The sequence below is a fragment of the Pseudoalteromonas sp. 31A1 genome (assembly GCF_011378815.1).
Taxonomy (GTDB): domain Bacteria; phylum Pseudomonadota; class Gammaproteobacteria; order Enterobacterales; family Alteromonadaceae; genus Pseudoalteromonas; species Pseudoalteromonas arctica.
This window is the reverse complement of record NZ_WTKY01000008.1, coordinates 1-23,180: the sequence shown is the minus strand read 5'-3', so window position 1 is coordinate 23,180 and position 23,180 is coordinate 1. Positions and strand designations below refer to the sequence as shown.

Below are 23,180 nucleotides of genomic sequence, written 5' to 3'. Positions count from 1 at the left end.
GATTGCGCCGAGTTACAAGTAAAATAAACAGCTTATAGTGTTTGGTTATGAGCTATAGCGAGTTTGGTTTAATTTGTTAATATGGAAGCATATTCTATTTTGTACTTATACCAATTGCATTAAATTAGTGATCTATTATAGCGACGAGAAAATAGCTCAATAACAAGGCTAAAATTATGATACATAGTTGTTCTATATAAATAATTTTTAACGTAGTTAGTGAGTTATTTAATACGCTAAAATGATTATGTTTTTAATAAAATTGGTATTACATAAGCAACGGAGCTCTAATGACACAACACCAAAAAGATGCCGCATTAGCAGTCGCACTGATGGATTTAACAAGCTTAAACACCAGCGATACCACCAAAAGCATTCAAGCGCTTGTTGATAGTATAAACCCGACGCTGGGCACACCTGCCGCTGTATGTGTTTATAGCGACTTTGTTGATGATGCAAAAATAGCACTCGCAGCGCGTGAGCTTAACCACGTAAAAGTTGCAACAGTCACTAATTTCCCAACGGGTGATGCACCACTGAGTGATGTAATTAACGAAACACTTATTGCAATAGAGCGCGGCGCTGACGAAATTGATTTGGTTATTCCTTACAAAAAACTCATAGCGGGCGATGTTCAAACAGTACTTAGCTATGTAAGCGAAAGTAAAAAAGCGTGTGGGTCGCACGCTCAATTAAAAGTAATAATAGAAAGTGGAGAGCTAAAAACTGAAGCACTCATAACTCAGGCCACGGAGCTTGCAATTAAAGGCGGTGCTGATTTTGTAAAAACCAGTACAGGTAAGGTCGCTGTAAATGCCACACTTGAATCAACAAAAATTATGCTAACAGCTATTAAAAACTCAGATAAACGTGTGGGCTTTAAAGCTGCCGGTGGTGTTAAAACTGTTGCCGATGCCAGTGATTATTTAGCGCTAGCACGCGCGATAATGGGAGATGATTATCTGCAAGCAAATACATTTAGGTTTGGTGCCTCGAGCCTGTTAAGCGATGTTTATACAATATTAAAAAGTAATTAAAGGATAAATAATGAGAGCAAGAAACTCCGGGACACAAACATTGTTTAATAACCTATTTAAAGGTGCATTGGTTGTAGGAGTCGTTGGTTTTGGATTAACTGCATGTACTAACCCAAGCACACCCGCAGGTGAAGAAGGCTACGTATTCGAAAAGCCGCGTGTATTTGGTGAAGGTGGTTATCAAGGAACAATGAAGGGCCCATCTAATTACGGTATGTCATTACTGCGAAATGAAGTGGTAAACATCGATATGCGACCTAATACATATACCGAAACATTTAGAATACTGGCTAATGATGATTTAAATATTAAATTCGATTTTCATGCAGTGATTGCTATTGAAAGTGGGTCGGTTAGAACTGTTGTGGAAAAATATGGCGCCGAAAATTGGTATAAACGCTTTGTACGTGAAACTTTTAGAACGTATGTGCGCGATACAGTACAAAAATACGATAGTGGCGAGCTTAAAACAAATCGTGAGAAAATTGCGAAGGAAGTGACTTTGCGCCTGCAAAGTTATTTATCGACAACGCCGTTTAAACTTGCAAACGTTGTAGTAGGCAATATTAATTACCCCGATATTGTTGCTAATGCAGTTGAGAAAAAGTTGGCAGCTCAGCAGCTATTATCGGAAAAAGAAACACAAAAAGAGATTGCCAAAAAAGACGCTGAAATTAGGGTTGAAGAAGCCAAAGGGATTGCTCAAGCTCAGAAGATCATTAACGCAACACTAACAGCTAATTACATTCAACATGAAGCAATTAATGCACAAATAAAAATGGCTGAGTCGCCTAATCATACAACTGTTTATATTCCGGTAGGTAATAACGGAGTGCCACTTGTTAAAGGCGCTAACTAGATAGTGAGTACTTGGGTAGCTCTTTTTATTAGCTACCCAAGTCAAAGCCATTAATTAAACTTAAACATGTTGCTTATACTTTCGAGGCTTGATTTGTTCGTTTTAGCAATACAACCACTATCATCAAGTGACTTCTTAGTTGTTTCATCAGCTAAACCGGTTACCTTTAGTTTTTTATCTTGTTGGTACTCACGAAGTGCGATAACTGTTTTACGATCGTACTCAACATCCTGTGTTTCAAATTCTTCGTAATCAGGCTGGTTTCTTAGGTAACCCAAACATACCAAGCTTAGGCGCGACATTGCTAAATCCATCTTTTCATAATGTGGCATTCTATGAGTGGGTACATCGACTGTTACAGCGCTCTTGCTGGCTGTTTTTGCTTGTACAGCTGCCGGTGGCGGCGCAGTGTAACCCGATGCTAAAGTGTTATTACTGTTATAGCGATAGTAAGTATCTGGAATTTTAGTTTCTAAAAACTCAATCGCTTTAATAATAACTTCACGAAGGGCTTTTTCTTTAGGGGTATCAGACCATCCACTAATATTACCGCCAACAAGTGCGCCACCAAAGTTGGTTGCGGCTCCAGTAAAGTCAAAATCTTTACTGCCACCTTCAACACTTGTTGCAGCTAAAATGCGTGATGTGCGTGTATCTATTAGACGAAGATCAATCGCCATATGCGAGCCTGAGAAACCAGCGGATACAGAGCTAAATACATCACCCATAAAGCCGCCACTGCCAACACTTGCACCAGAGCTATCGTCATCAAATTCAGTTACCGCTGCAATAACGACTATTTCAGCGCCTTCAATCTCACCATAAGCGGCACCCGATGATGCACTAACGCGACCTGAGGCTGCTAGGTCTTGTTCTGATAAAACAGCATCAAGCGCTTGGCGCTCTAAAACAATAAAGCGATTTGTTGATACGAGTGCCGTAGTTAATTGATCAGCCATACCGTCGCCTATTTCTTTACGCCACCATTTTGAGTTGTTTGATTTGTCGGTAAAGCGTGCAACAGCAATACGAGCTTTAGGCCCATTGTATTGTTCTTGGGCGACAGTGTTTATGTCTGGTGAATTTTGACCTGACGTAACATTTGTGGAGGTGCTTTGACAAGCGCTAAGAGTGGCAGTTAATAGTGCCGTTAATAATAGTTTTTGTGGTGCTTTTAACATATGACTGTCCTTAATTAATATGCTCAAGGGAAATGCAGTGCATTTCCTTTAATATTTAAATTCATGTTAATTTAGTTAAATCAGTAGGTTAATAATAGTACTGGTGCGAAATATTTAGTCACACAGGCGAAATTTATCAGGATTGTTCGCGAAACTGTTTTGGGGACATATTATATTTTGCTTTAAAGCACCGGGCAAAGTAGCTTTGTGAATTAAAGCCAACTTGCTGTGCTACTAGACCAATTGCAAGCTCACTATTTTTTAAAAGCTCTTGTGCAAATTCTAAACGAATATTTCGAATGTAATCGCTTGGTGTTAGGTTGTACAAGGCTTTCATTTTTAATTGTAAAGCGCGAGGGCTAAGGTAGAGCGCTGCTGCAAATTCTTCTACGCTAAATGCTTCGTCTTGGTAATGCTCTTTTACTGTCGTTTTTACACGCTCGGTAAATACATAATCTTTACTTTGCGCCATTTGTGGGTCGAGCTGGGTTGTTTGTGATAAAGCAGGTAGTTGTTGTTTTAAATGTTGATTAAGTACTTCTCTAATCGTTAATAACCCTTGAACGCGGCTGAGTAACAGCTGCGGCTCAAAAGGTTTACTCAAATAGTCATCAGCAAGTAAGTCTAGGCCCTTTAATTTACTATGCGTATCTGCCTTTGCTGAAAGTAATAACACCGGAATATGGCTAATAGCCGTGTCGCTGCGCAGTGCTTTAATAAACTGATAGCCATCCATAACAGGCATCATTACATCACTTATTACCAAGTCAGGCATTTCGTTTTTACATAAAGCTAAACCTAGCTCTCCGTTAGCTGCACTTATACACGTGAAGCTACTAATAAATAGTGACGTTATTAAATCACGCATTTCATCGTTGTCTTCAATAATAAGAATCTTATTACTTTTTACTGCACATAAATTATTGTTTTTAGACACAGCAAGAGCCGTGAGGTTAGAGGTTTCGTCTGTTTGAGTTGTTGGGAGTGAAACAGTAAAACAACTTCCTTTGTTTAATTCACTTTTAAGTTCAATAGTTCCTCCATATTGCTCAACTAGCTGCTTCACCAGCGCTAAGCCAATACCGCTACCACTTTGATTACTCGTATCTATGCGTGTAAATCGTTGAAAAACGGTCTCAAGGTGCTCTTTATCTATACCAACACCAGTATCTGAGACTGTGATGATTAATGTTTGTTTTTGAGTTAATAGCTGAAGTAATACTTTGCCAGTGTTTGGAGTGTATTTTTGTGCGTTACTCAATAAGTTACTGATAATAGAAATTGTATGATTTAGCTCTAATTTAATGGGAATAGTTTTTTGTGTTAAATCTTCAAACTCGAACGTAATATTTTTTTGTTTAAATAAAGGGGTGAAATCTTCAATTAATTGTTCAACTACCGGCTTTATAGCATAGGGTGTGACGTGTTTCACTGCTGTGCTTGGGCGCTGGCTGAGCTGTAAAAGTTGGTTTATTTGATCCAATAGCTTATAGCTATTACGTTGAATCATCGCTAGTTTTTGTTGGGTGTCTGAATCCTTATGGCTTTTTTGTAAACTCTCAAGTGGCGCTAATATTAAGCTCAATGGTGTTTTAAGTTCATGGCTAACATTATCTAATAGTTGGGTTTTTAAGTTGCTAAGTTCTTTCTCTTTTAAGTTTGCTTGCTCTGCAACGTTAGCTCTATACCTTGCTGTTATAATTAACCACATTATAAATAATACGATAATGATGTAAGTTACATAGGCAACATTGTTCTTCCACCAAGGTGGAGTAACTTTAAGCGCAACCATTGTTTTATCATCACTCCATTGACCGTATTGATCTTTAACTTTTACAATAAAGTGATAGCTTCCAGCGGGAAGTTGAGAATAACTAACTTGCCTCTGGTTTTTGTTTGCGTATAAAAACTGCTTATCTAACCCAGCTAACTTGTAAGCATATTGGTATTGAGAAGGGGGCTCTGCACTGTTTAAAGCAGAAAATTTAAAGCCGATAACACCATCTTCTTCTTTAAAAAAGAGTCTGTCTGTATAGCTTATAAGCTTAGCCGTTTGGGTCTTGTTTTTTATATATTGCTGCGTCGCGACTGACTGGTTATAAATAAGTAAGTCTGTAATAACGGGTTCTGGGGGTTGAGTTGCTAGGGTTAGTTTTAACGGATCAAATTGATTAAAACCATTAATACCACCAAAAAATAGCTCGCCGTCATCGGCTTGAAAAGCGGCACCTAAAATAAAAGAATGATGCTGTATACCGTTTGCGGGTAAAAAATGCTGCATTTGTTGGGTTTGAGGAGCGTAACGGGTTAGGCCTTGGTTGCTGCTTAGCCACAAGTAACCGCTGCTATCTTGTTTAATTGCAAAAATATTATCGTTAAGTAAGCCATCAAACTCTGTAATGTTTATTACTTTGTTTGTTTGGATATTTAACTTATTGAGCCCGCCAAAAGTACCTACCCATAAAGTGTTTTTATCTTGTAAATGCAAGGATGTAACCATGTCGTGCGTTAAACTATTAGGCTTTTTAAGATCGCTTTGGTAATGGGTGAATGTTTCATCATGTAAAGAAAGTTTATTTAACCCTGCGCGGGTTCCTGCCCATATAGCGTTGTTGTCGCTGTCATAAGTAATACTAAAAACAGTATTATTTGAGATACTATTTTTATCTGCGGTGTATTTAAAATTTGTAACCTGTAAAGTATCGGGATTAAATCGCGTTAAGCCTTCGTTACTGCCCAGCCATAAATTACCACTTAGATCACCTTCGATTGCATAAATACGGTTACTACTGAGTTGATGGCTTTGCACAGTAAAAGCCGAAAAGTTATCATTAATTGGGTTGTAAAGCAGTAAACCACCTCCGTATGTGCCTATCCATACGCGTTTATTGGCATCTTCATAAAGACTAAATATATTGTTATTAGTTAAGCCTATATCTTGATTTTTATCTGTTTTATAGCGTTTAAATCCTGTGTCAGTTTGTTTGTTAAGTCCGTCGCGCGTACCCACCCAAAGTAAGTTGTTACTGTCTTTGAGTATTGCTCTTACAAAGTCATTCGAGATAGAAGCTGGGTTATTGCTTTGATGTTTTTGATGACCAAACTGAGCCTGCCTTTTATCATAGCGATGTAATCCATAGCCGTCTGTACCAATCCAAATAATGCCTTGAGGGTCTTGGTAAAGTGATAATAGGTGATCGTTAGCTAAGCCATGTTTTAAATCTGGAGAGTGAGTAAGTTGACGAAACTCGCTACTTAATAAATTATCTGTAGCTTGGTAATAAAGACCATGACCATAAGTGCTTACCCATAATTTTTTTTCATCATCAAAAAGTATATCTGTGACCCAAACATTTTTGAGTTGCTCAAAGTTATAAAATGCGAGTGTGTTTGAGTCAAAAACACTTAGACCAGTCTTGCCTCCTATAATAAATTTGCCGTTTGCTGCTTTTTTTAATTGCCAGAGCTGTTCAGGGCTATTAGATATATGTTCGAACCGATGTGTTTGTGTATCGAACTTAATCAGCCCGATACTACTTGCTAACCAAAGGTTTTTTTGATCATCAAAAAGCACATCCTTAAAAACAACATTTAAGTGATTCGTGCCCTGATAAGAAAATAATTCGGTAGTACCTGTGTATGTATCTAAACGAGTAAGTTGCCCTTTATCGTGACCAATCCAAATGATTTGTGGCGAATTAGAAGAAATTAATGAAATACGTTCGTTTGTAATAGGAGGGGTTGAGTACTGGTTAAAAACACTAAAACTTCCTGTTTCAGTATTTAATAAGTTAAGTCCATTACTTGTTGTAGCAAACCAAATGTGGCCGTTTCCTAAATTCAGGCAGTCCGTAATCCAATTTCCCGAAATACTAGGTTGCGAAGGATTGAATTTATAGTGCTTAAATTCATACCCATCAAATCGGTTTAAGCCACCTTGGGTAGCAAACCAATGAAACCCTTTTTCATCAGTGGTACTGCAGGTAATTGAATTTTGTGATAAACCTTGTTCATTTGTATATGTATCTAAGTACAATGGCAGGGCATAAGAACTAATATGAAATAATAATAAAAAGCTAATAATTTTATATCTTATGATTGTTTTTATTGCTTTCACAGACTTCCCATCTAATTGTGAGTCCCTATAATTTGGACAATCATAAACTGCTTTTTAATCAATGTTAAGATTGATTTTTTAATGCAATGCCGAGATTTTCCAATGTGGGTATCTTTTAGGCTTGTGTTAATGGACTGCGTAAGTATAATAGGCATCCACTTTGCAGGGGCGTAGTTCCAATTGGTAGAACAGCGGTCTCCAAAACCGATGGTTGGGAGTTCGAATCTCTCCGCCCCTGCCAGTTTTACTTGTGGTTTGAGTAGTCTGAGATTAAAAACCGGTTTAAATTAAGTCTGTTTTTAAGTTTAGATTTTAATGGATTAACCTTACCGTAGTGTAGGGTTGTTGTGTCTGTAGTTAAGGTAATAATATTATGAGCACGAATGTAGAAACACCATCAAGTGCGATGGAGTCAGTAAAGTGGTTAGTAGCAATCGCGCTACTTGCAGGCGCAGTTGTTGGTAATCACATGTATGCAGATCAATCTGTACTACTACGTGCTATCGGCGTTGTTGTTGCAATAGCGGCCGGATTAGCAATTGCCTCGCAAACATTTAAGGGACGTAACTTTCTTGCTTTCGCTAAAGAAGCTCGAATTGAAGTACGCAAAGTTATTTGGCCAACGCGCCAAGAAACTACCCACACGACATTAATTGTAATGGTTGCAACAGTGATTATGGCACTTATCCTTTGGGGATTAGATGGCATTTTATTCCGCGCTGTAGGCTTTTTAACTGGATTGGAGATCTGATCCCATGTCGGATGAGAACGAGAACAAAGAAATTAAGTTACGTTGGTATGTAGTACAAGCCTTTTCTGGTTACGAAAAGCGTGTAGCTCAAACGTTAACTGAACACATTAAAATCGAAGGTCTTGAATCGAGCTTTGGTGAGATACTAGTACCAACTGAAGAAGTTGTTGAGATGCGCGCTGGCCAAAAGCGTAAATCTGAGCGTAAATTCTTTCCAGGTTATGTATTAGTACAAATGGATATGAATGACGCAAGCTGGCACTTAGTGAACAGCACTGAACGTGTAATGGGCTTTATTGGTGGAACGTCTGATCGTCCTGCTCCAATAACTCCTAAAGAAGCAGAACGCATTCTTAATCGCCTTCAAGAAAATGCTGAAGCACCTAAACCTGCTACATTATTTGAACCAGGTGAAGTTGTTCGCGTTACAGACGGACCATTTGCAGATTTCAGTGGTGTAGTTGAAGAAGTTGACTACGAAAAGAGCCGCGTAAAAGTATCTGTACTTATTTTTGGTCGTTCTACGCCAGTTGAGCTTGAATTCGGTCAAGTTGAGCAAGATAAGTAATTGATTAAAAAAGCTTCGCTAATTTTTATTTAAATTTTGGCATGAAGCTTGAAAAAGGTCGCTGATTAACTTATAATCAGCGGCCTTTTTGTATTAAGGTAAAATTTATTTTTACTGTGCAAAAAGTACGAAACCAATTTTTAAACTGGGAAGCCGTTAGAGTACGCGTCCTCGCGCGCACAAGGCTGAGACCCACCAAATGAGGTATTTATAATGGCTAAAAAAGTTGAAGCTCTAATCAAGCTACAAGTTGCCGCTGGTATGGCTAATCCTAGTCCTCCAGTAGGTCCTGCACTAGGTCAACACGGTGTAAACATCATGGAATTCTGTAAAGCGTTTAACGCACGTACAGAGTCTATCGAAAAAGGCGCTCCAGTTCCTGTAGTGATCTCTGTTTACGGTGACCGTTCATTTACGTTCGACATGAAAACGCCACCTGCTGCTTACTTACTTAAGAAAGCTGCTGGTATCAAGTCAGGCTCAGGCCGTCCTAACACTGATAAAGTAGGCACAGTAACTCGTGCTCAACTTGAAGAAATTGTTGAGACAAAACGAACTGACCTTACAGCTGCCGATATGGACGCAGCGGTTCGCACTATCGCAGGTTCTGCGCGTGCGATGGGCTTGAACGTAGAGGACTAAGAAATGGCTAAATTAACTAAACGTATGCGTACTATCCGCGAAAAAGTGGAAGTAACAAAAGATTACGAAATCAATGAAGCAGTTGCTCTTTTAAAAGAGTTAGCGACAGCTAAATTCGTAGAAAGTGTTGACGTTGCCGTTAACCTTGGTATCGATGCTCGTAAATCTGATCAAAACGTTCGTGGTGCTACTGTACTACCTAACGGTACTGGTCGTGACGTTCGTGTTGCTGTATTCACACAAGGCGCTAATGCAGAAGCTGCAAAAGAAGCCGGTGCTGAATTAGTAGGCATGGAAGATCTTGCTGAACTAGTTAAAAAAGGCGAGATGAACTTTGACGTTGTTGTTGCATCACCAGACGCTATGCGTGTTGTTGGTCAACTAGGTCAAATCTTAGGCCCACGTGGTCTAATGCCAAACCCTAAAACTGGTACTGTAACGCCTAACGTTGCAGAAGCAGTTAAAAATGCTAAAGCAGGTCAAGTACGTTACCGTAATGACAAAAATGGCATCATCCATACTACTATTGGTAAGGTTGATTTCACTGCAGAGCAATTACAACAAAACCTTGAGTCTCTAATTGTTGCGCTTAAGAAGGCTAAACCTTCTCAAGCTAAAGGTGTTTACTTGAAGAAAGTAACTATATCTACAACAATGGGCGCAGGCGTTTCTGTTGACCAAGGCACTTTAAGCACAACTGTAGCTTAATTAGTGTTTACATGGCGTGAAATTTGTACTATAATTTCGCGCCATTTTGTTGATTAATTTATTAATTGGCAAAGTAAAGAATTCGGGTTGAAGTCCATAATTTCGTTAAGCCTTCGGGGTTAACGATAAATTGGGCTTCCGTCCAAGACCGTAGGTGGCTTCGGCCTTAATATTCACCTACGTAGACGGTGTAGACCCCAGATAGATTTTTCCTAATCCTTCTGGCTCTCGCCGTAAAAAGCATCTCTACCTTGTTTGGTAGGGAAGAGTAGAACAGGGGAATCCGATAATCGGTATCCCCATTAAACCAGGAGTAACACCCATGGCTTTAAATCTTCAAGGCAAAAAAGCAATAGTTGCTGAAGTCAACGAAGCAGCCAATGGTGCTCTATCTGCAGTTGTTGCAGATTCTCGTGGTGTAACAGTTGGCGCAATCACTGCCCTTCGTAAAGAAGCTCGTGCAAATGGTGTTTGGATGAAAGTTGTCCGTAACACTTTAGCAAAACGTGCTCTTGAAGGAACAGATTTTGAGTGTCTTTCTGATTCATTTGTTGGTCCAAGCTTAATCGCTTTCTCATCAGAGCACCCAGGTGCTGCTGCGCGTATCTTTTCAGATTTCGCGAAAAAGAATGAGAAATTCGAGCTTAAAACGGCCGCTTTTGAAGGAAATGTTGTTGATGCAGCAATGCTTGCTACATTACCTACATACGACGAAGCTGTTGCACGCTTAATGAGTGCTATGAAAGAAGCGTCTGCTGGCAAATTGTGTAAAACAATTGAAGCAGTACGTGTACAGAAAGAAGAGCAAGCTGCTTAATTTTAAGCTGTTTAATCTCACTTTCGGTGTAAAATTTATTTGGACGTAATGTCCGTTAATTATTAGGAAATTTGTAATGTCTGTATCTAAAGACCAAATCCTTGACGCAATTGCTGAAATGTCAGTAATGGACGTTGTTGCTCTTATCGAAGCAATGGAAGAAAAATTCGGCGTAACTGCTGCAGCTGCAATGGTAGCTGGTCCAGCTGCTGAAGCTGCTGAAGAGAAAACAGAATTTGACGTAATCCTTACTGGCGCTGGCGCTAACAAGGTTTCTGCAATCAAAGCTGTTCGTAGCGCAACTGGCCTTGGCCTTAAAGAAGCGAAAGCTCTTGTTGAAGCTGCTCCTACACCTGTTAAAGAAGGTGTATCTAAAGAAGAAGCTGAAGCACTTGCAAAAGATCTTACTGAAGCTGGTGCTGAAGTTGAGGTTAAGTAATTTAGCTTTTGCTAAGTTCGCTGCCTGAGAAATCAGGCAAGGGCTGGTGATTATTTAATCACCGGCCTTTTTGCGCTATAGAGTGATGCACTCTTTTAGTTCAAATAAAATCTGATTTTTTCTTTACTTTCAACGCTTTATAGTTTGCTAGTGTTAAAGTGGGATCTAATTAGAACAACAGTTAAATGTTGTAAAATCTTGGCATAGCTGCCAGTTAAGTCTGTTCTTACAAGAACAGGTCGGGTCAAAGATCAGCAAGCTGAGGAACCCCATGGCTTACTCTTATTCTGAAAAGAAACGTATCCGTAAGGATTTTGGTAAACGTCCACAAGTTTTGGATATACCTTTTTTACTGTCTACACAGTTAGAATCGTTTAAAAAATTCTTAGTGCCGGACGCTGATGGCGATCATGGTTTGGAAGCTGCCTTCCGTTCTGTGTTCCCTATTAAAAGCTACTCGGGAAATTCTGAGCTTCAATACGTAAGTTACCGTATTGGTGAGCCAGTTTTCGATGTAAAAGAATGTCAAATTCGCGGTGTGACTTATTCTGCTCCACTTCGCGTGAAACTGCGTCTTGTTGTTATGGACAAAGAAGCACCAGGCACAGTTAAAGACATTAAAGAGCAAGAAGTTTACATGGGCGAAATTCCGCTCATGACAGATACCGGTACTTTTGTAATCAATGGTACAGAGCGTGTTATCGTTTCTCAGCTACACCGTAGCCCTGGTGTATTCTTTGATAACGACCGCGGTAAAACCCATTCATCGGGTAAAGTATTATATAACGCACGCGTTATACCTTACCGTGGTTCATGGTTAGACTTCGAATTTGATGCAAAAGATAACTTATATGTACGTATTGACCGTCGTCGTAAATTACCGGCGTCTATCATCCTACGTGCACTAGAGTATTCTAGCGAACAAATCCTAGATATGTTCTTCGATAACACTACGTTTGAAGTAACGAATGGTAAAGTTCTTATGGAACTTGTACCTTCGCGTTTACGTGGTGAAACTGCCGCTTTTGATATCAAGAGCGAAGACGGTGAAGTATTTGTTGAAAGCGGTCGTCGTGTTACGGCTCGCCACATCAAGAGCATCGAAAAGAAAGGCATTAAGCAATTAGAAGTACCACATGAGTACATCATTGGCCGTATTGTAGCTAAAAACTATGTTGATGAGTCAACTGGTGAAGTTATTGCAAATGCAAATGACGAGCTAACTCTAGAGCTAATGGCTGAATTGGTTAAAGCCGGTTACACTAAAATTGATACGTTATATATCAATGAAGTGGACAGCGGTGCTTACATGTCAAATACATTAAACATTGACTCTGCAAGCAGCCGTTTAGAAGCACTAGTAGAAATTTACCGCATGATGCGCCCAGGCGAGCCACCGACGAAAGACGCGGCTGAAGCCTTATTCCAGAACTTGTTCTTCTCTGAAGAACGTTATGACTTATCTACTGTAGGTCGTATGAAGTTCAATAGCCGTGTTGGTTACGATACAGACACAGGCCCTGGTACATTAAGCAAAGAAGACATCGTGTCTGTTATGAAAGTATTAATTGCTATTCGTAACGGTCAAGGCGATGTTGATGATATCGATCACTTAGGCAACCGTCGTATACGTAGTGTTGGCGAAATGGCTGAGAACCAATTCCGTGTTGGTCTAGTACGTGTTGAACGTGCTGTACGTGAGCGTTTAAGCTTAGGTGACCTTGACGCGATAATGCCACAAGATCTTATTAACGCTAAGCCTATTTCGGCAGCTGTTAAAGAGTTCTTCGGCTCGTCTCAGTTATCACAGTTTATGGACCAAAATAACCCACTATCAGAAGTTACGCATAAACGTCGTATCTCTGCATTAGGTCCGGGCGGTCTAACTCGTGAACGCGCAGGCTTTGAAGTACGTGACGTTCACGTAACTCACTATGGTCGCGTATGTCCAATCGAGACTCCTGAGGGTCCAAATATCGGTCTAATTAACTCGTTGTCTACGTACGCACGTACAAATGACTACGGTTTCTTAGAAACACCTTACCGCAAAGTGGTAGACGGTGTTGTAACTGATGAAGTTGATTATTTATCAGCCATTGAAGAAGGTCAGTTTGTTATCGCACAGGCGAACTCAAACTTAACTGAAACCAATGAGTTTGTTGATGAACTTATCCCATGTCGTCACAAAGGTGAATCTACCTTTATGGGTCGCATGGACCAGCAGTATATGGATGTATCACCACAACAGGTGATTTCTGTAGCGGCAGCACTTATCCCGTTCCTAGAACACGATGATGCTAACCGTGCATTGATGGGTTCAAACATGCAACGTCAAGCAGTACCAACATTGAAAGCGGATAAGCCGTTAGTAGGTACTGGTATTGAGTTAACACTAGCGAAAGATTCTGGTGTAACTATCGTTGCTAAACGTGGTGGTGAAGTAATGTATGCTGACGCAAGTCGCATCGTTGTAAATGTACATGAAGAAGAACGCATTCCTGGTGAAGCGGGCATCGACATCTACAACTTAACCAAATACACACGTTCAAACCAAAATACATGTATTAACCAAAAACCAACTTGTATGGTTGGCGAACCGGTTACTCGTGGTGACGTGTTAGCAGATGGTCCTTCGACTGACTTAGGTGACTTAGCCCTTGGTCAAAACCTTCGCGTGGCATTCATGCCATGGAACGGTTACAACTTCGAAGATTCAATCTTGTTATCAGAGCGCGTAGTTGAAGAAGATCGTCTAACGACTATCCATATTCAAGAACTACAGTGTGTTGCCCGTGATACTAAATTAGGTCCAGAAGAGATCACTGCAGATATCCCGAATGTGGGTGAGTCTGCGCTAGGCAAGCTTGATGAATCAGGCGTTGTATATATTGGTGCTGAAGTTAAAGGCGGCGATATCCTAGTAGGTAAAGTGACTCCTAAAGGCGAGACACAGCTTACACCTGAAGAGAAGCTACTGCGTGCTATCTTCGGCGAAAAAGCGTCTGACGTTAAAGACAGCTCTTTACGTGTACCAAATTCTGTAACTGGTACTGTAATTGACGTGCAAGTTTTCACCCGTGATGGTGTTGAAAAAGATAAACGCGCGTTAGAAGTTGAAGACATGCAGCTTCGCGAAGCGAAGAAAGACTTCAACGAAGAGTTCCGTATTTTAGAAGCAGGCGTTTTAGACCGTGCACGTAAGCTACTTATAGCTGCTGGTTTTGATGAAGATAAACTTGCATCTCTAAATGCTGAAAAAGTACTTACGCAAAGCCTTGCTGAAGAAGACAAGCAAGCTGAGCTTGAGCAACTAGCTGCACAGTACGATGAACTTAAAGCTGAATACGATAAGAAGTTTGAAAACAAACGTCGTAAAATTACCCAAGGTGATGACTTAGCACCAGGCGTACTTAAGATTGTTAAAGTATACCTAGCTGTTAAACGTCGTATCCAACCGGGTGATAAAATGGCGGGTCGTCATGGTAACAAAGGTGTTATCTCGACTATCGTACCAGTAGAAGATATGCCTTACGATGACAAAGGTCGTACGGTAGATATCGTATTGAATCCACTAGGTGTACCATCACGTATGAACATCGGTCAGATCCTTGAAACACATATGGGTCTTGCTGCACGTGGTATCGGTGAACGTATTGAAGAGATGATGAAAGAGCAACGTGAGCTTCATGAGCTACGTGACTTCATCAAGCAAGCATACGAAATTGGCGAATCTCGCCAAGTTGTAGATATTGCTAGCTTCACTGATGACGAAATTCGTCGTCTAGCTGAAAACTTAAAAGGTGGTTTACCAATAGCTACTCCTGCATTTGATGGCGCGAAAGAAAGCGAAATCAAAGACATGCTTGAGCTTGCGGGCTATCCTCGTAGTGGTCAGGTTACACTTTATGATGGCCGTACTGGCGATCAGTTTGAACGTCAAGTAACTGTTGGTTACATGTACATGCTTAAACTTAACCACTTGGTTGACGATAAGATGCACGCACGTTCTACTGGTTCTTACAGCCTTGTTACTCAGCAGCCGCTGGGTGGTAAAGCACAGTTCGGTGGCCAGCGTTTTGGTGAGATGGAAGTATGGGCACTTGAAGCTTATGGTGCTGCTTACACTCTACAAGAAATGCTAACAGTGAAATCGGATGACGTGAACGGTCGTACTAAGATGTATAAAAACATCGTTGATGGTAACCATAAAATGGAACCAGGTATGCCAGAATCGTTCAACGTATTGTTGAAAGAAATCCGCTCACTGGGTATCAACATCGAGTTGGAAGAAAATTAAGCCAATTAGATGCTGCAGTTAACGCTGCAGCATCTGTTACGGCTGAATAGAATGTAGGGACGAGATTATCCGTCCTCAAGATTAACTCCGACAGGAGAGCTAAGGTGAAAGACTTACTTAAGTTTCTGAAGCAACAAAATAAGACCGAAGAATTCGATGCAATTCGCATTGGTCTTGCTTCACCAGACATGGTTCGTTCATGGTCATACGGTGAAGTAAAGAAACCTGAGACTATTAACTACCGTACTTTCAAGCCTGAGCGCGATGGCTTATTCTGTGCCCGTATTTTCGGCCCAGTGAAAGATTATGAGTGTTTATGTGGTAAATATAAACGCCTTAAACACCGTGGTGTGATCTGTGAAAAGTGTGGCGTTGAAGTAACACTCACTAAAGTGCGACGCGATCGTATGGGTCATATCGACCTTGCGAGCCCAGTTGCACATATATGGTTTTTAAAATCATTACCGTCACGTATTGGCTTAATGCTAGATATGACGCTTCGTGATATTGAACGTGTTCTTTACTTCGAATCATTCGTAGTAACTGAACCTGGTATGACAACGCTTGAGCGTGGTCAGCTATTAGGTGAAGAAGAATACTTAGATTCACTAGAAGAGCACGGTGATGAGTTTGAAGCTAAGATGGGTGCTGAAGCAGTTTTAGACTTGCTTCGTGAACTTGATCTTGCTCAATTAATTGCTGAGATGCGTGAAGAGTTACCAACAATTAACTCTGAAACTAAGCGTAAAAAAATCACTAAACGTCTTAAGTTAATGGAATCGTTCCACCAATCAGGTAATAACCCTGAGTGGATGATCATGACAGTACTTCCAGTATTGCCACCTGATCTACGCCCATTAGTACCATTAGACGGTGGTCGTTTTGCGACATCTGATCTAAATGACCTTTACCGTCGTGTTATTAACCGTAATAACCGTCTTAAGCGTCTACTAGATTTAGCAGCACCAGACATTATTGTACGTAACGAAAAACGTATGTTACAAGAAGCGGTAGATGCGCTACTTGATAACGGTCGTCGTGGTCGTGCAATTACAGGTTCTAACAAACGTCCTCTTAAATCTCTTGCTGATATGATCAAGGGTAAGCAAGGTCGTTTCCGTCAGAACTTACTTGGTAAGCGTGTAGATTATTCAGGCCGTTCTGTAATCACAGTTGGTCCTACACTTAAGCTTCACCAATGTGGTCTTCCTAAGAAGATGGCACTAGAGCTATTCAAACCATTCATCTATGGCAAATTAGAACGTCGCGGCATGGCTACGACAATCAAAGCTGCTAAGAAGATGGTTGAACGTGAAGTTCCGGAAGTATGGGATGTACTTGACGAAGTAATTCGTGAACATCCAGTATTACTTAACCGTGCACCAACACTTCACCGTTTGGGTATCCAAGCGTTTGAGCCTGTGCTTATCGAAGGTAAAGCGATTCATTTGCATCCATTAGTATGTGCGGCTTACAACGCCGATTTCGATGGTGACCAAATGGCGGTACACGTACCGTTAACAATCGAAGCGCAGCTTGAAGCTCGTGCATTGATGATGTCAACAAACAACATTCTATCTCCTGCGAATGGTGAGCCAATCATCGTTCCTTCACAGGATGTTGTATTGGGTCTTTATTACATGACTCGTGACCGCATTAACGCTAAAGGCGAAGGCGCGATATTTAAAGATCCAAAAGAAGCAGAAAAAGCATACCGCAGTGGCAATGCAGACCTTCACGCAATTGTGAAAGTACGTATTAGCCAATCAGTTAAAAACGAAGACGGCGTAGTAGAAGATACTATTACTGTTATCGATACAACTGTTGGTCGTGCGATTCTGTCTCTAATTTTACCTAAAGGCATGCCGTTTGCGTCAATCAACCAGCCGCTAGGTAAAAAGCAGATTTCTGGCTTATTGAATGAGTGTTACCGTCGTCTAGGTCTTAAAGATACAGTTATCTTTGCTGACCAAGTTATGTACACCGGTTTCCATTATGCAATGAAGTCAGGTGTTTCTATCGGTATTGATGACTTAGTTATCCCACCGGTTAAAGCACAGATAATTGAATCAGCTGAAGCTGAAGTTACTGAAATCAACCAACAATTCCAATCAGGTCTTGTAACGGCTGGTGAAAAGTACAACAAAGTTATCGATATCTGGTCACGTGTAAACGAAAACTTATCACGTGAGATGATGTCTAACTTGTCGAAAGACACAGTTATCAATGCACAAGGTGAAGAAGTAGAGCAACCGTCATTTAACTCAGTGTTTATGATGGCCGACTCAGGTGCTCGTGGTAGTGCTGCACAGATTCGTCAGTTGGCGGGTATGCGTGGTCTAATGGCACGTCCAGATGGTTCAATCATCGAGACTCCAATCACAGCTAACTTCCGTGAAGGTCTAAACGTACTTCAGTACTTCATCTCAACGCATGGTGCGCGTAAAGGTCTTGCCGATACAGCACTTAAAACAGCAAACTCGGGTTACCTAACGCGTCGTCTAGTAGACGTTGCACAAGATTTGGTAATCAATGAAGATGACTGTGGCACAGAAGATGGCTTAACAATGAAACCGCTTATTGAAGGTGGTGATGTTGTAGAAGCACTTCGTGAACGTGTTCTAGGTCGTGTTGTTGCTGAAGATATTGTGATTCCAGGTACTAATACAGTGCTTGTTGAACGTAATATCATGCTAGACGAAAAACTGTGTGATCTTTTAGAAGAGCATTCAGTAGATGAAGTTCGTGTACGTTCTGTTATCACTTGTGATAATGACTTTGGTGTTTGTGCTAACTGTTACGGTCGTGACCTAGCACGTGGTCATATCATCAACGCTGGTGAATCAGTGGGTGTTATCGCGGCACAGTCAATTGGTGAGCCGGGTACACAGTTAACAATGCGTACCTTCCACATCGGTGGTGCGGCATCTAGAGCGTCTGCAGAAAATAATGTACAAGTTAAAACTAACGGTACATTAAAACTTCATAACTCTAAGTACGTATTAAACACAGACGGTAAGATTGTTATTACCTCTCGTTCTACGGAAATTACTATCATTGATAGTCATGGTCGTGAGAAAGAGCGTTATAAAGTACCTTACGGTGCGGTATTAACAGTGCAAGACAATGCTGAAGTTCTAGGTAACGATATCGTTGCTACTTGGGACCCGCATAGTCACCCAATCGTTCTTGAGCATAAATCAAAAGTATCGTTCAGCGATATCGATGATTCAAATACTGAAGCACAGACTGATGAGCTAACTGGTTTAACCCGTGTAGTTGTAAAAGATCTTGCTAAAGTAAATACGAAAGAACCAAAGCTTATCATCGAAAGTGAAGAGCGCGGTCTGCAAGAAACACGTCTTCCTTCATTCACGACGATTGAAGTTATTGACGGCGTTACAGCAAACCCAGGTGACGTGTTAGCACGTATTCCGCAAGAAGGTTCGAAAACTCGTGATATCACGGGTGGTCTACCACGCGTAGCCGACTTATTTGAAGCTCGTAAGCCAAAAGAACCAGCTATATTAGCTGAAGTAACTGGTACAATTAGCTTCGGTAAAGAGACTAAAGGTAAGAAGCGTTTAGTTATTACTCCAGCTGAAGGTGATCATTACGAAGAGATGATTCCTAAATGGCGTCAACTTAACGTGTTTGAAGGTGAGCAAGTGTCTAAAGGTGAAGTTATCGCCGATGGTCCTGAATCACCGCATGACATCTTACGCCTACGTGGTGTGACTCATGTTGCTAACTATATCGTTAACGAAGTGCAAGAGGTTTACCGTTTGCAAGGCGTTAAGATCAATGACAAGCACATTGAAACAATTATCCGTCAAATGTTACGTAAATGTACCATTATGCACGGCGGTGATACTGACTTCTTAGCCGGTGAACAAATCGAAGTGGCGCGCGTTAATATCGCAAACCGTGACCTTGAAAAACAAGGTAAGATACCAGCTAAGTTTGAAATCCAGTTAATGGGTATCACAAAAGCATCACTAGCAACAGAATCTTTCATCTCTGCAGCGTCTTTCCAAGAGACAACACGTGTTCTTACAGATGCGGCAGTGAATGGTAAGAGCGATGAGCTTCGCGGTCTTAAAGAAAACGTAATTGTGGGTCGTTTGATCCCAGCCGGTACCGGTTTTGCGTATCATCAAGAACGTATGGCTCGCCGTAAACAAAGCAAAGTAGTAGTAGAAGAGCAAACAGTAAGTGCAGAAGAGGCAACTCAAGCACTTACAGACGCTCTAAATGCTGATTTGTCTGGAAATCAATAAACTGTTCTTAATCAATAGATTAAGTGATCGCAAGTCAGTTATATGCTGTCTTGCGGTTAGTTTAGGTTGACAGGTTAAACTTTGCTCATTAAAATTCCGCCACCCATTTACTTGTGTGCTTAATGCAGGCTCGTAAATAAAGGGCGGATTTTTTATTTTTTTCAGTAGTAATTTTAATTTCAGGAGCTATTTAAATGGCAACTATTAACCAGCTAGTGCGTAAGCCACGCCGTAGCAAGGTTACGAAAAGTAACTCAGCTGCACTAAAAGCGTGTCCGCAAAAGCGCGGTGTATGTACTCGCGTATATACAACTACACCTAAGAAACCTAACTCGGCGTTACGTAAAGTAGCACGTGTACGTTTAACTAACGGTTTCGAAGTAACTTCATACATTGGCGGTGAAGGTCATAACCTTCAAGAGCATAGTGTAATCCTAATCCGTGGTGGTCGTGTTAAAGATTTACCAGGTGTGCGTTTTCACACTGTTCGTGGTGCACTTGACTGTGCAGGCGTTAGCGATCGTCGTCAAGCTCGTTCTAAATACGGTGCAAAACGCCCTAAAGGCTAATTGTTTTCCGTTAGTAAGGCCAAGCACTAAATATTTATAATTATTGTTTTGGGTGATTGACTCGAAAGAGCAAACCTGAATAAACCGGAGATACAAAATGCCTAGAAGACGCGTAATCGGTCAACGTAAAATTCTTCCAGATCCTAAGTTCGGATCGGAACTTCTTGCTAAATTCGTTAACATCGTGATGTTAGACGGCAAGAAATCTACTGCTGAAAAAATTGTTTATGGTGCGCTAGACGTGGCTGCTGAGAAATCAGGCAAGTCGCACCTAGAAATCTTTGAAACTGCACTTGATAACATCCGCCCACAGGTAGAAGTTAAATCTCGCCGTGTTGGTGGTTCAACTTATCAAGTACCAGTTGAAGTACGTCCAGTTCGTCGTAACGCATTAGGTATGCGTTGGTTAGTAGACGCTGCACGTAAGCGTGGCGAAAAATCTATGGGCTTACGTTTAGCTCAAGAAATCGTTGACGCTTCTGATAATAAAGGCACTGCGGTTAAGAAACGTGAAGACGTTCACCGTATGGCTGAAGCGAATAAAGCATTCGCTCATTACCGTTGGTAATCTGTCTTTAACCTTTAAGAGGATCATATGGCACGTACAACTCCACTTGAGCGCTATCGTAATATAGGTATTGTAGCTCACGTAGATGCAGGCAAAACCACCACAACAGAACGAGTTCTGTTCTACACGGGTCTTTCTCATAAGATCGGTGAAGTACATGATGGCGCTGCAACTATGGATTGGATGGAGCAGGAACAAGAGCGTGGTATCACAATCACTTCTGCTGCAACAACGTGTTTTTGGAAAGGGATGGACGCTCAATTTGACGCCCATCGTATCAATATTATTGATACTCCAGGACACGTAGATTTCACTATCGAAGTAGAGCGTTCTTTACGCGTACTCGATGGTGCGGTAGTTGTTCTTTGTGCTTCATCTGGTGTACAGCCGCAAACTGAGACAGTTTGGCGTCAAGCGAACAAATACGAAGTTCCGAGAATGATCTTCGTAAATAAAATGGATCGCACGGGCGCTGACTTCTTAGCTGTGGTTAGCCAGGTGAAATCTCGTCTTGGAGCAACGCCTGTTCCAATTCAGTTGCCTGTAGGCGCTGAGGACGACTTTAAAGGTGTTATTGACCTCATAAAAATGAAAATGATTAACTGGAACGAAGCGGACCAGGGTATGACTTTTTCATATGAGGCAATACCGGCAGAACTTCTGGAATTAGCTGAAGAATGGCGCTCTCATTTAGTTGAAAGCGCTGCTGAAGCAACAGAAGAACTAATGGATAAATACTTAGAAGGTGAAGAGTTAAGTGAAGCAGAAATTAAAAATGCTTTACGCCAACGAACATTAGCTAATGAGATTGTTCCAGTTACTTGTGGTAGCGCATTTAAAAACAAAGGCGTTCAAGCTGTGCTTGATGGCGTTGTTGAATATATGCCGTCGCCAGAGCAAGTGAAACAAATCCAAGGTATCTTAGAAAATGGTACTGAGGAAGAACGTCCTGCTAATGATAAAGCGCCGTTTGCTGCACTCGCATTTAAGATTGCTACAGACCCGTTCGTTGGGACCTTGACCTTTTTCCGTGTTTACTCTGGTACTGTTAAGCAGGGTGACACGGTATATAATCCAGTAAAAAGTAAGCGTGAGCGACTTGGCCGTATCGTACAGATGCATTCAAACTCTCGTGAAGAGATCAAAGAAGTTTTCGCAGGCGACATCGCGGCAGCTATTGGTCTTAAAGACGTAACAACAGGTGAAACACTGTGTGATCCGAATTCTATTATTACGCTTGAGCGTATGGAATTCCCTGAACCAGTAATCTCTATTGCGGTTGAGCCTCGCACTATAGCTGACCAAGATAAGATGGGTATCGCGCTAGGTAAACTAGCTGCTGAAGACCCTTCTTTTCGCGTACAAACTGACGAAGAATCAGGCCAGGTTATAATCTCTGGCATGGGTGAGCTTCACCTAGATATCATCGTCGACCGTATGAAACGTGAATTCAGTGTTGAATGTAACGTTGGTAAGCCGCAGGTCTCATACCGAGAAGCTATTCGTTCAACTGTTAAGGTTGAAGGGAAGTTTATACGTCAGTCAGGTGGTCGTGGTCAATATGGTCACGTTTGGCTTAAACTTGAACCGATGGACATTACGGATGATGAGTCACCAATTTACGAGTTCGTTAACGAAACCGTAGGTGGGTCTGTTCCTAAAGAGTTCGTTCCTGCGGTAGACAAAGGTATCCAAGAGCAAATGTCTCAAGGTGTACTGGCAGGCTACCCATTACTTGGCGTTAAAGCGACTTTATATGATGGTTCATTCCATGATGTAGATTCGAATGAAATGGCATTTAAAATAGCAGGTTCACTGGCAATGAGAGATGGGGCGCGTAAAGCTGACCCTGTACTTTTAGAGCCAGTAATGAAGGTTGAAGTACTCACTCCTGATTCAAATATGGGTGATGTAGTTGGCGACTTAAATCGTCGCCGCGGCATAATCGAAGGCATGGAAGATGCATTAGGTGGACTTAAGCAAATTAATGCGCAAGTTCCTCTTTCTGAAATGTTTGGTTATGCGACTGCTTTACGATCTGCAACACAAGGCCGTGCCTCATACTCTATGGAGTTTGTGAAGTACGCTGAAGCCTCGAAAAACGTTGCAGATACAATAATTTCAGCTCGCGCTGTTATATAATTTTAGCTTGTCTGGCTCAATAGTGAGTCAGGCTTTAATTTCTTTATTAGGAATTTTTTAAGATGGCAAAAGAAAAGTTTGAACGCGTAAAACCGCATGTAAACGTTGGTACAATCGGCCACGTTGACCACGGTAAAACTACACTAACTGCAGCAATCACTAACGTACTTGCAAAAGTATACGGCGGTGTTGCTAAAGATTTCGC

The 23,180-nt window shown here is 41.2% G+C and carries 16 protein-coding genes and 1 tRNA gene; 15 read left to right on the top strand and 2 right to left on the bottom strand.

Features of this window, described 5'->3' with window-relative positions; translation table 11 throughout:
- Positions 1–290: 290 nt before the first annotated feature.
- Positions 291–1,037, top strand: coding sequence for a deoxyribose-phosphate aldolase (gene deoC / locus GQR52_RS09645; protein ID WP_165728280.1), 747 nt, complete (start codon positions 291–293; stop codon positions 1,035–1,037).
- A gap of 10 nt (positions 1,038–1,047) precedes the next feature.
- Positions 1,048–1,896, top strand: coding sequence for an SPFH domain-containing protein (locus GQR52_RS09640; protein WP_165728279.1), 849 nt, complete (start codon positions 1,048–1,050; stop codon positions 1,894–1,896).
- Positions 1,897–1,946: 50 nt separating this feature from the next.
- On the opposite strand, the gene GQR52_RS09635 is transcribed toward GQR52_RS09640, so the two are convergent.
- Together GQR52_RS09635 and GQR52_RS09630 are read right to left on the bottom strand one after the other, a co-directional pair.
- A complete protein-coding gene (locus GQR52_RS09635; RefSeq protein ID WP_165728278.1) occupies positions 1,947–3,077 on the bottom strand; it encodes a CsgG/HfaB family protein in 1,131 nt (376 codons plus the stop codon).
- Between the two features lie 136 nt (positions 3,078–3,213).
- A complete protein-coding gene (locus GQR52_RS09630) occupies positions 3,214–7,194 on the bottom strand; it encodes a two-component regulator propeller domain-containing protein (protein WP_165728277.1) in 3,981 nt (1,326 codons plus the stop codon).
- A gap of 164 nt (positions 7,195–7,358) precedes the next feature.
- Here GQR52_RS09630 and GQR52_RS09625 point away from each other — a divergent pair.
- From GQR52_RS09625 to GQR52_RS09565, 13 genes are all read left to right on the top strand, one after another.
- Positions 7,359–7,435, top strand: a tRNA-Trp gene (locus GQR52_RS09625).
- A gap of 132 nt (positions 7,436–7,567) precedes the next feature.
- Positions 7,568–7,945, top strand: a complete 378-nt coding sequence (gene secE / locus GQR52_RS09620) for a preprotein translocase subunit SecE (RefSeq protein WP_002958877.1) — start codon at positions 7,568–7,570, stop codon at positions 7,943–7,945.
- Between the two features lie 4 nt (positions 7,946–7,949).
- Positions 7,950–8,513, top strand: a complete 564-nt coding sequence (gene nusG, locus GQR52_RS09615) for a transcription termination/antitermination protein NusG (RefSeq protein ID WP_007580122.1) — start codon at positions 7,950–7,952, stop codon at positions 8,511–8,513.
- 213 nt (positions 8,514–8,726) lie between these two features.
- On the top strand, positions 8,727–9,155 hold the full coding sequence (rplK, locus tag GQR52_RS09610) for a 50S ribosomal protein L11 (protein WP_002958879.1): 429 nt from the start codon (positions 8,727–8,729) through the stop codon (positions 9,153–9,155).
- A 3-nt stretch (positions 9,156–9,158) separates the two neighbouring features.
- A complete protein-coding gene (gene rplA, locus GQR52_RS09605; protein WP_165728276.1) occupies positions 9,159–9,863 on the top strand; it encodes a 50S ribosomal protein L1 in 705 nt (234 codons plus the stop codon).
- Positions 9,864–10,185: 322 nt separating this feature from the next.
- Positions 10,186–10,680 (top strand): 50S ribosomal protein L10, encoded by a 495-nt coding sequence (gene rplJ, locus GQR52_RS09600; protein ID WP_002958881.1) that lies wholly within the window; start codon positions 10,186–10,188, stop codon positions 10,678–10,680.
- Positions 10,681–10,756: 76 nt separating this feature from the next.
- Entirely contained in the window at positions 10,757–11,119 is a 363-nt protein-coding gene (gene rplL / locus GQR52_RS09595; protein WP_002958882.1) for a 50S ribosomal protein L7/L12, read from the top strand.
- Positions 11,120–11,390: 271 nt separating this feature from the next.
- On the top strand, positions 11,391–15,416 hold the full coding sequence (rpoB, locus tag GQR52_RS09590) for a DNA-directed RNA polymerase subunit beta (RefSeq protein WP_007580127.1): 4,026 nt from the start codon (positions 11,391–11,393) through the stop codon (positions 15,414–15,416).
- 104 nt (positions 15,417–15,520) lie between these two features.
- On the top strand, positions 15,521–19,696 hold the full coding sequence (gene rpoC, locus GQR52_RS09585; RefSeq protein ID WP_007580130.1) for a DNA-directed RNA polymerase subunit beta': 4,176 nt from the start codon (positions 15,521–15,523) through the stop codon (positions 19,694–19,696).
- Between the two features lie 194 nt (positions 19,697–19,890).
- The gene (gene rpsL, locus GQR52_RS09580) at positions 19,891–20,265 is read left to right on the top strand and encodes a 30S ribosomal protein S12 (protein ID WP_002958885.1); all 375 of its coding nucleotides are present in this window, start codon (positions 19,891–19,893) and stop codon (positions 20,263–20,265) included.
- A gap of 97 nt (positions 20,266–20,362) precedes the next feature.
- Entirely contained in the window at positions 20,363–20,833 is a 471-nt protein-coding gene (gene rpsG, locus GQR52_RS09575; RefSeq protein ID WP_010555004.1) for a 30S ribosomal protein S7, read from the top strand.
- A 27-nt stretch (positions 20,834–20,860) separates the two neighbouring features.
- The gene (fusA, locus tag GQR52_RS09570) at positions 20,861–22,975 is read left to right on the top strand and encodes an elongation factor G (protein WP_165728275.1); all 2,115 of its coding nucleotides are present in this window, start codon (positions 20,861–20,863) and stop codon (positions 22,973–22,975) included.
- 62 nt (positions 22,976–23,037) lie between these two features.
- A partial coding sequence (locus tag GQR52_RS09565; RefSeq protein ID WP_240914468.1) for a GTP-binding protein occupies positions 23,038–23,180 on the top strand: 143 nt, incomplete at its 3' end.

What these genes read in the sequence shown, in the direction of transcription:
- rplJ (WP_002958881.1), top strand. Translation starts at nt 10,186, where the DNA reads ATGGCTTTAAATCTTCAAGGCAAAAAAGCAATAGTTGCTGAAGTCAAC.
- GQR52_RS09635 (WP_165728278.1), bottom strand. Translation starts at nt 3,077, where the DNA reads ATGTTAAAAGCACCACAAAAACTATTATTAACGGCACTATTAACTGCC.
- rplA (WP_165728276.1), top strand. Translation starts at nt 9,159, where the DNA reads ATGGCTAAATTAACTAAACGTATGCGTACTATCCGCGAAAAAGTGGAA.
- fusA (WP_165728275.1), top strand. Translation starts at nt 20,861, where the DNA reads ATGGCACGTACAACTCCACTTGAGCGCTATCGTAATATAGGTATTGTA.
- rplK (WP_002958879.1), top strand. Translation starts at nt 8,727, where the DNA reads ATGGCTAAAAAAGTTGAAGCTCTAATCAAGCTACAAGTTGCCGCTGGT.
- deoC (WP_165728280.1), top strand. Translation starts at nt 291, where the DNA reads ATGACACAACACCAAAAAGATGCCGCATTAGCAGTCGCACTGATGGAT.
- secE (WP_002958877.1), top strand. Translation starts at nt 7,568, where the DNA reads ATGAGCACGAATGTAGAAACACCATCAAGTGCGATGGAGTCAGTAAAG.
- rpsL (WP_002958885.1), top strand. Translation starts at nt 19,891, where the DNA reads ATGGCAACTATTAACCAGCTAGTGCGTAAGCCACGCCGTAGCAAGGTT.
- rplL (WP_002958882.1), top strand. Translation starts at nt 10,757, where the DNA reads ATGTCTGTATCTAAAGACCAAATCCTTGACGCAATTGCTGAAATGTCA.
- rpsG (WP_010555004.1), top strand. Translation starts at nt 20,363, where the DNA reads ATGCCTAGAAGACGCGTAATCGGTCAACGTAAAATTCTTCCAGATCCT.
- nusG (WP_007580122.1), top strand. Translation starts at nt 7,950, where the DNA reads ATGTCGGATGAGAACGAGAACAAAGAAATTAAGTTACGTTGGTATGTA.
- rpoB (WP_007580127.1), top strand. Translation starts at nt 11,391, where the DNA reads ATGGCTTACTCTTATTCTGAAAAGAAACGTATCCGTAAGGATTTTGGT.
- GQR52_RS09640 (WP_165728279.1), top strand. Translation starts at nt 1,048, where the DNA reads ATGAGAGCAAGAAACTCCGGGACACAAACATTGTTTAATAACCTATTT.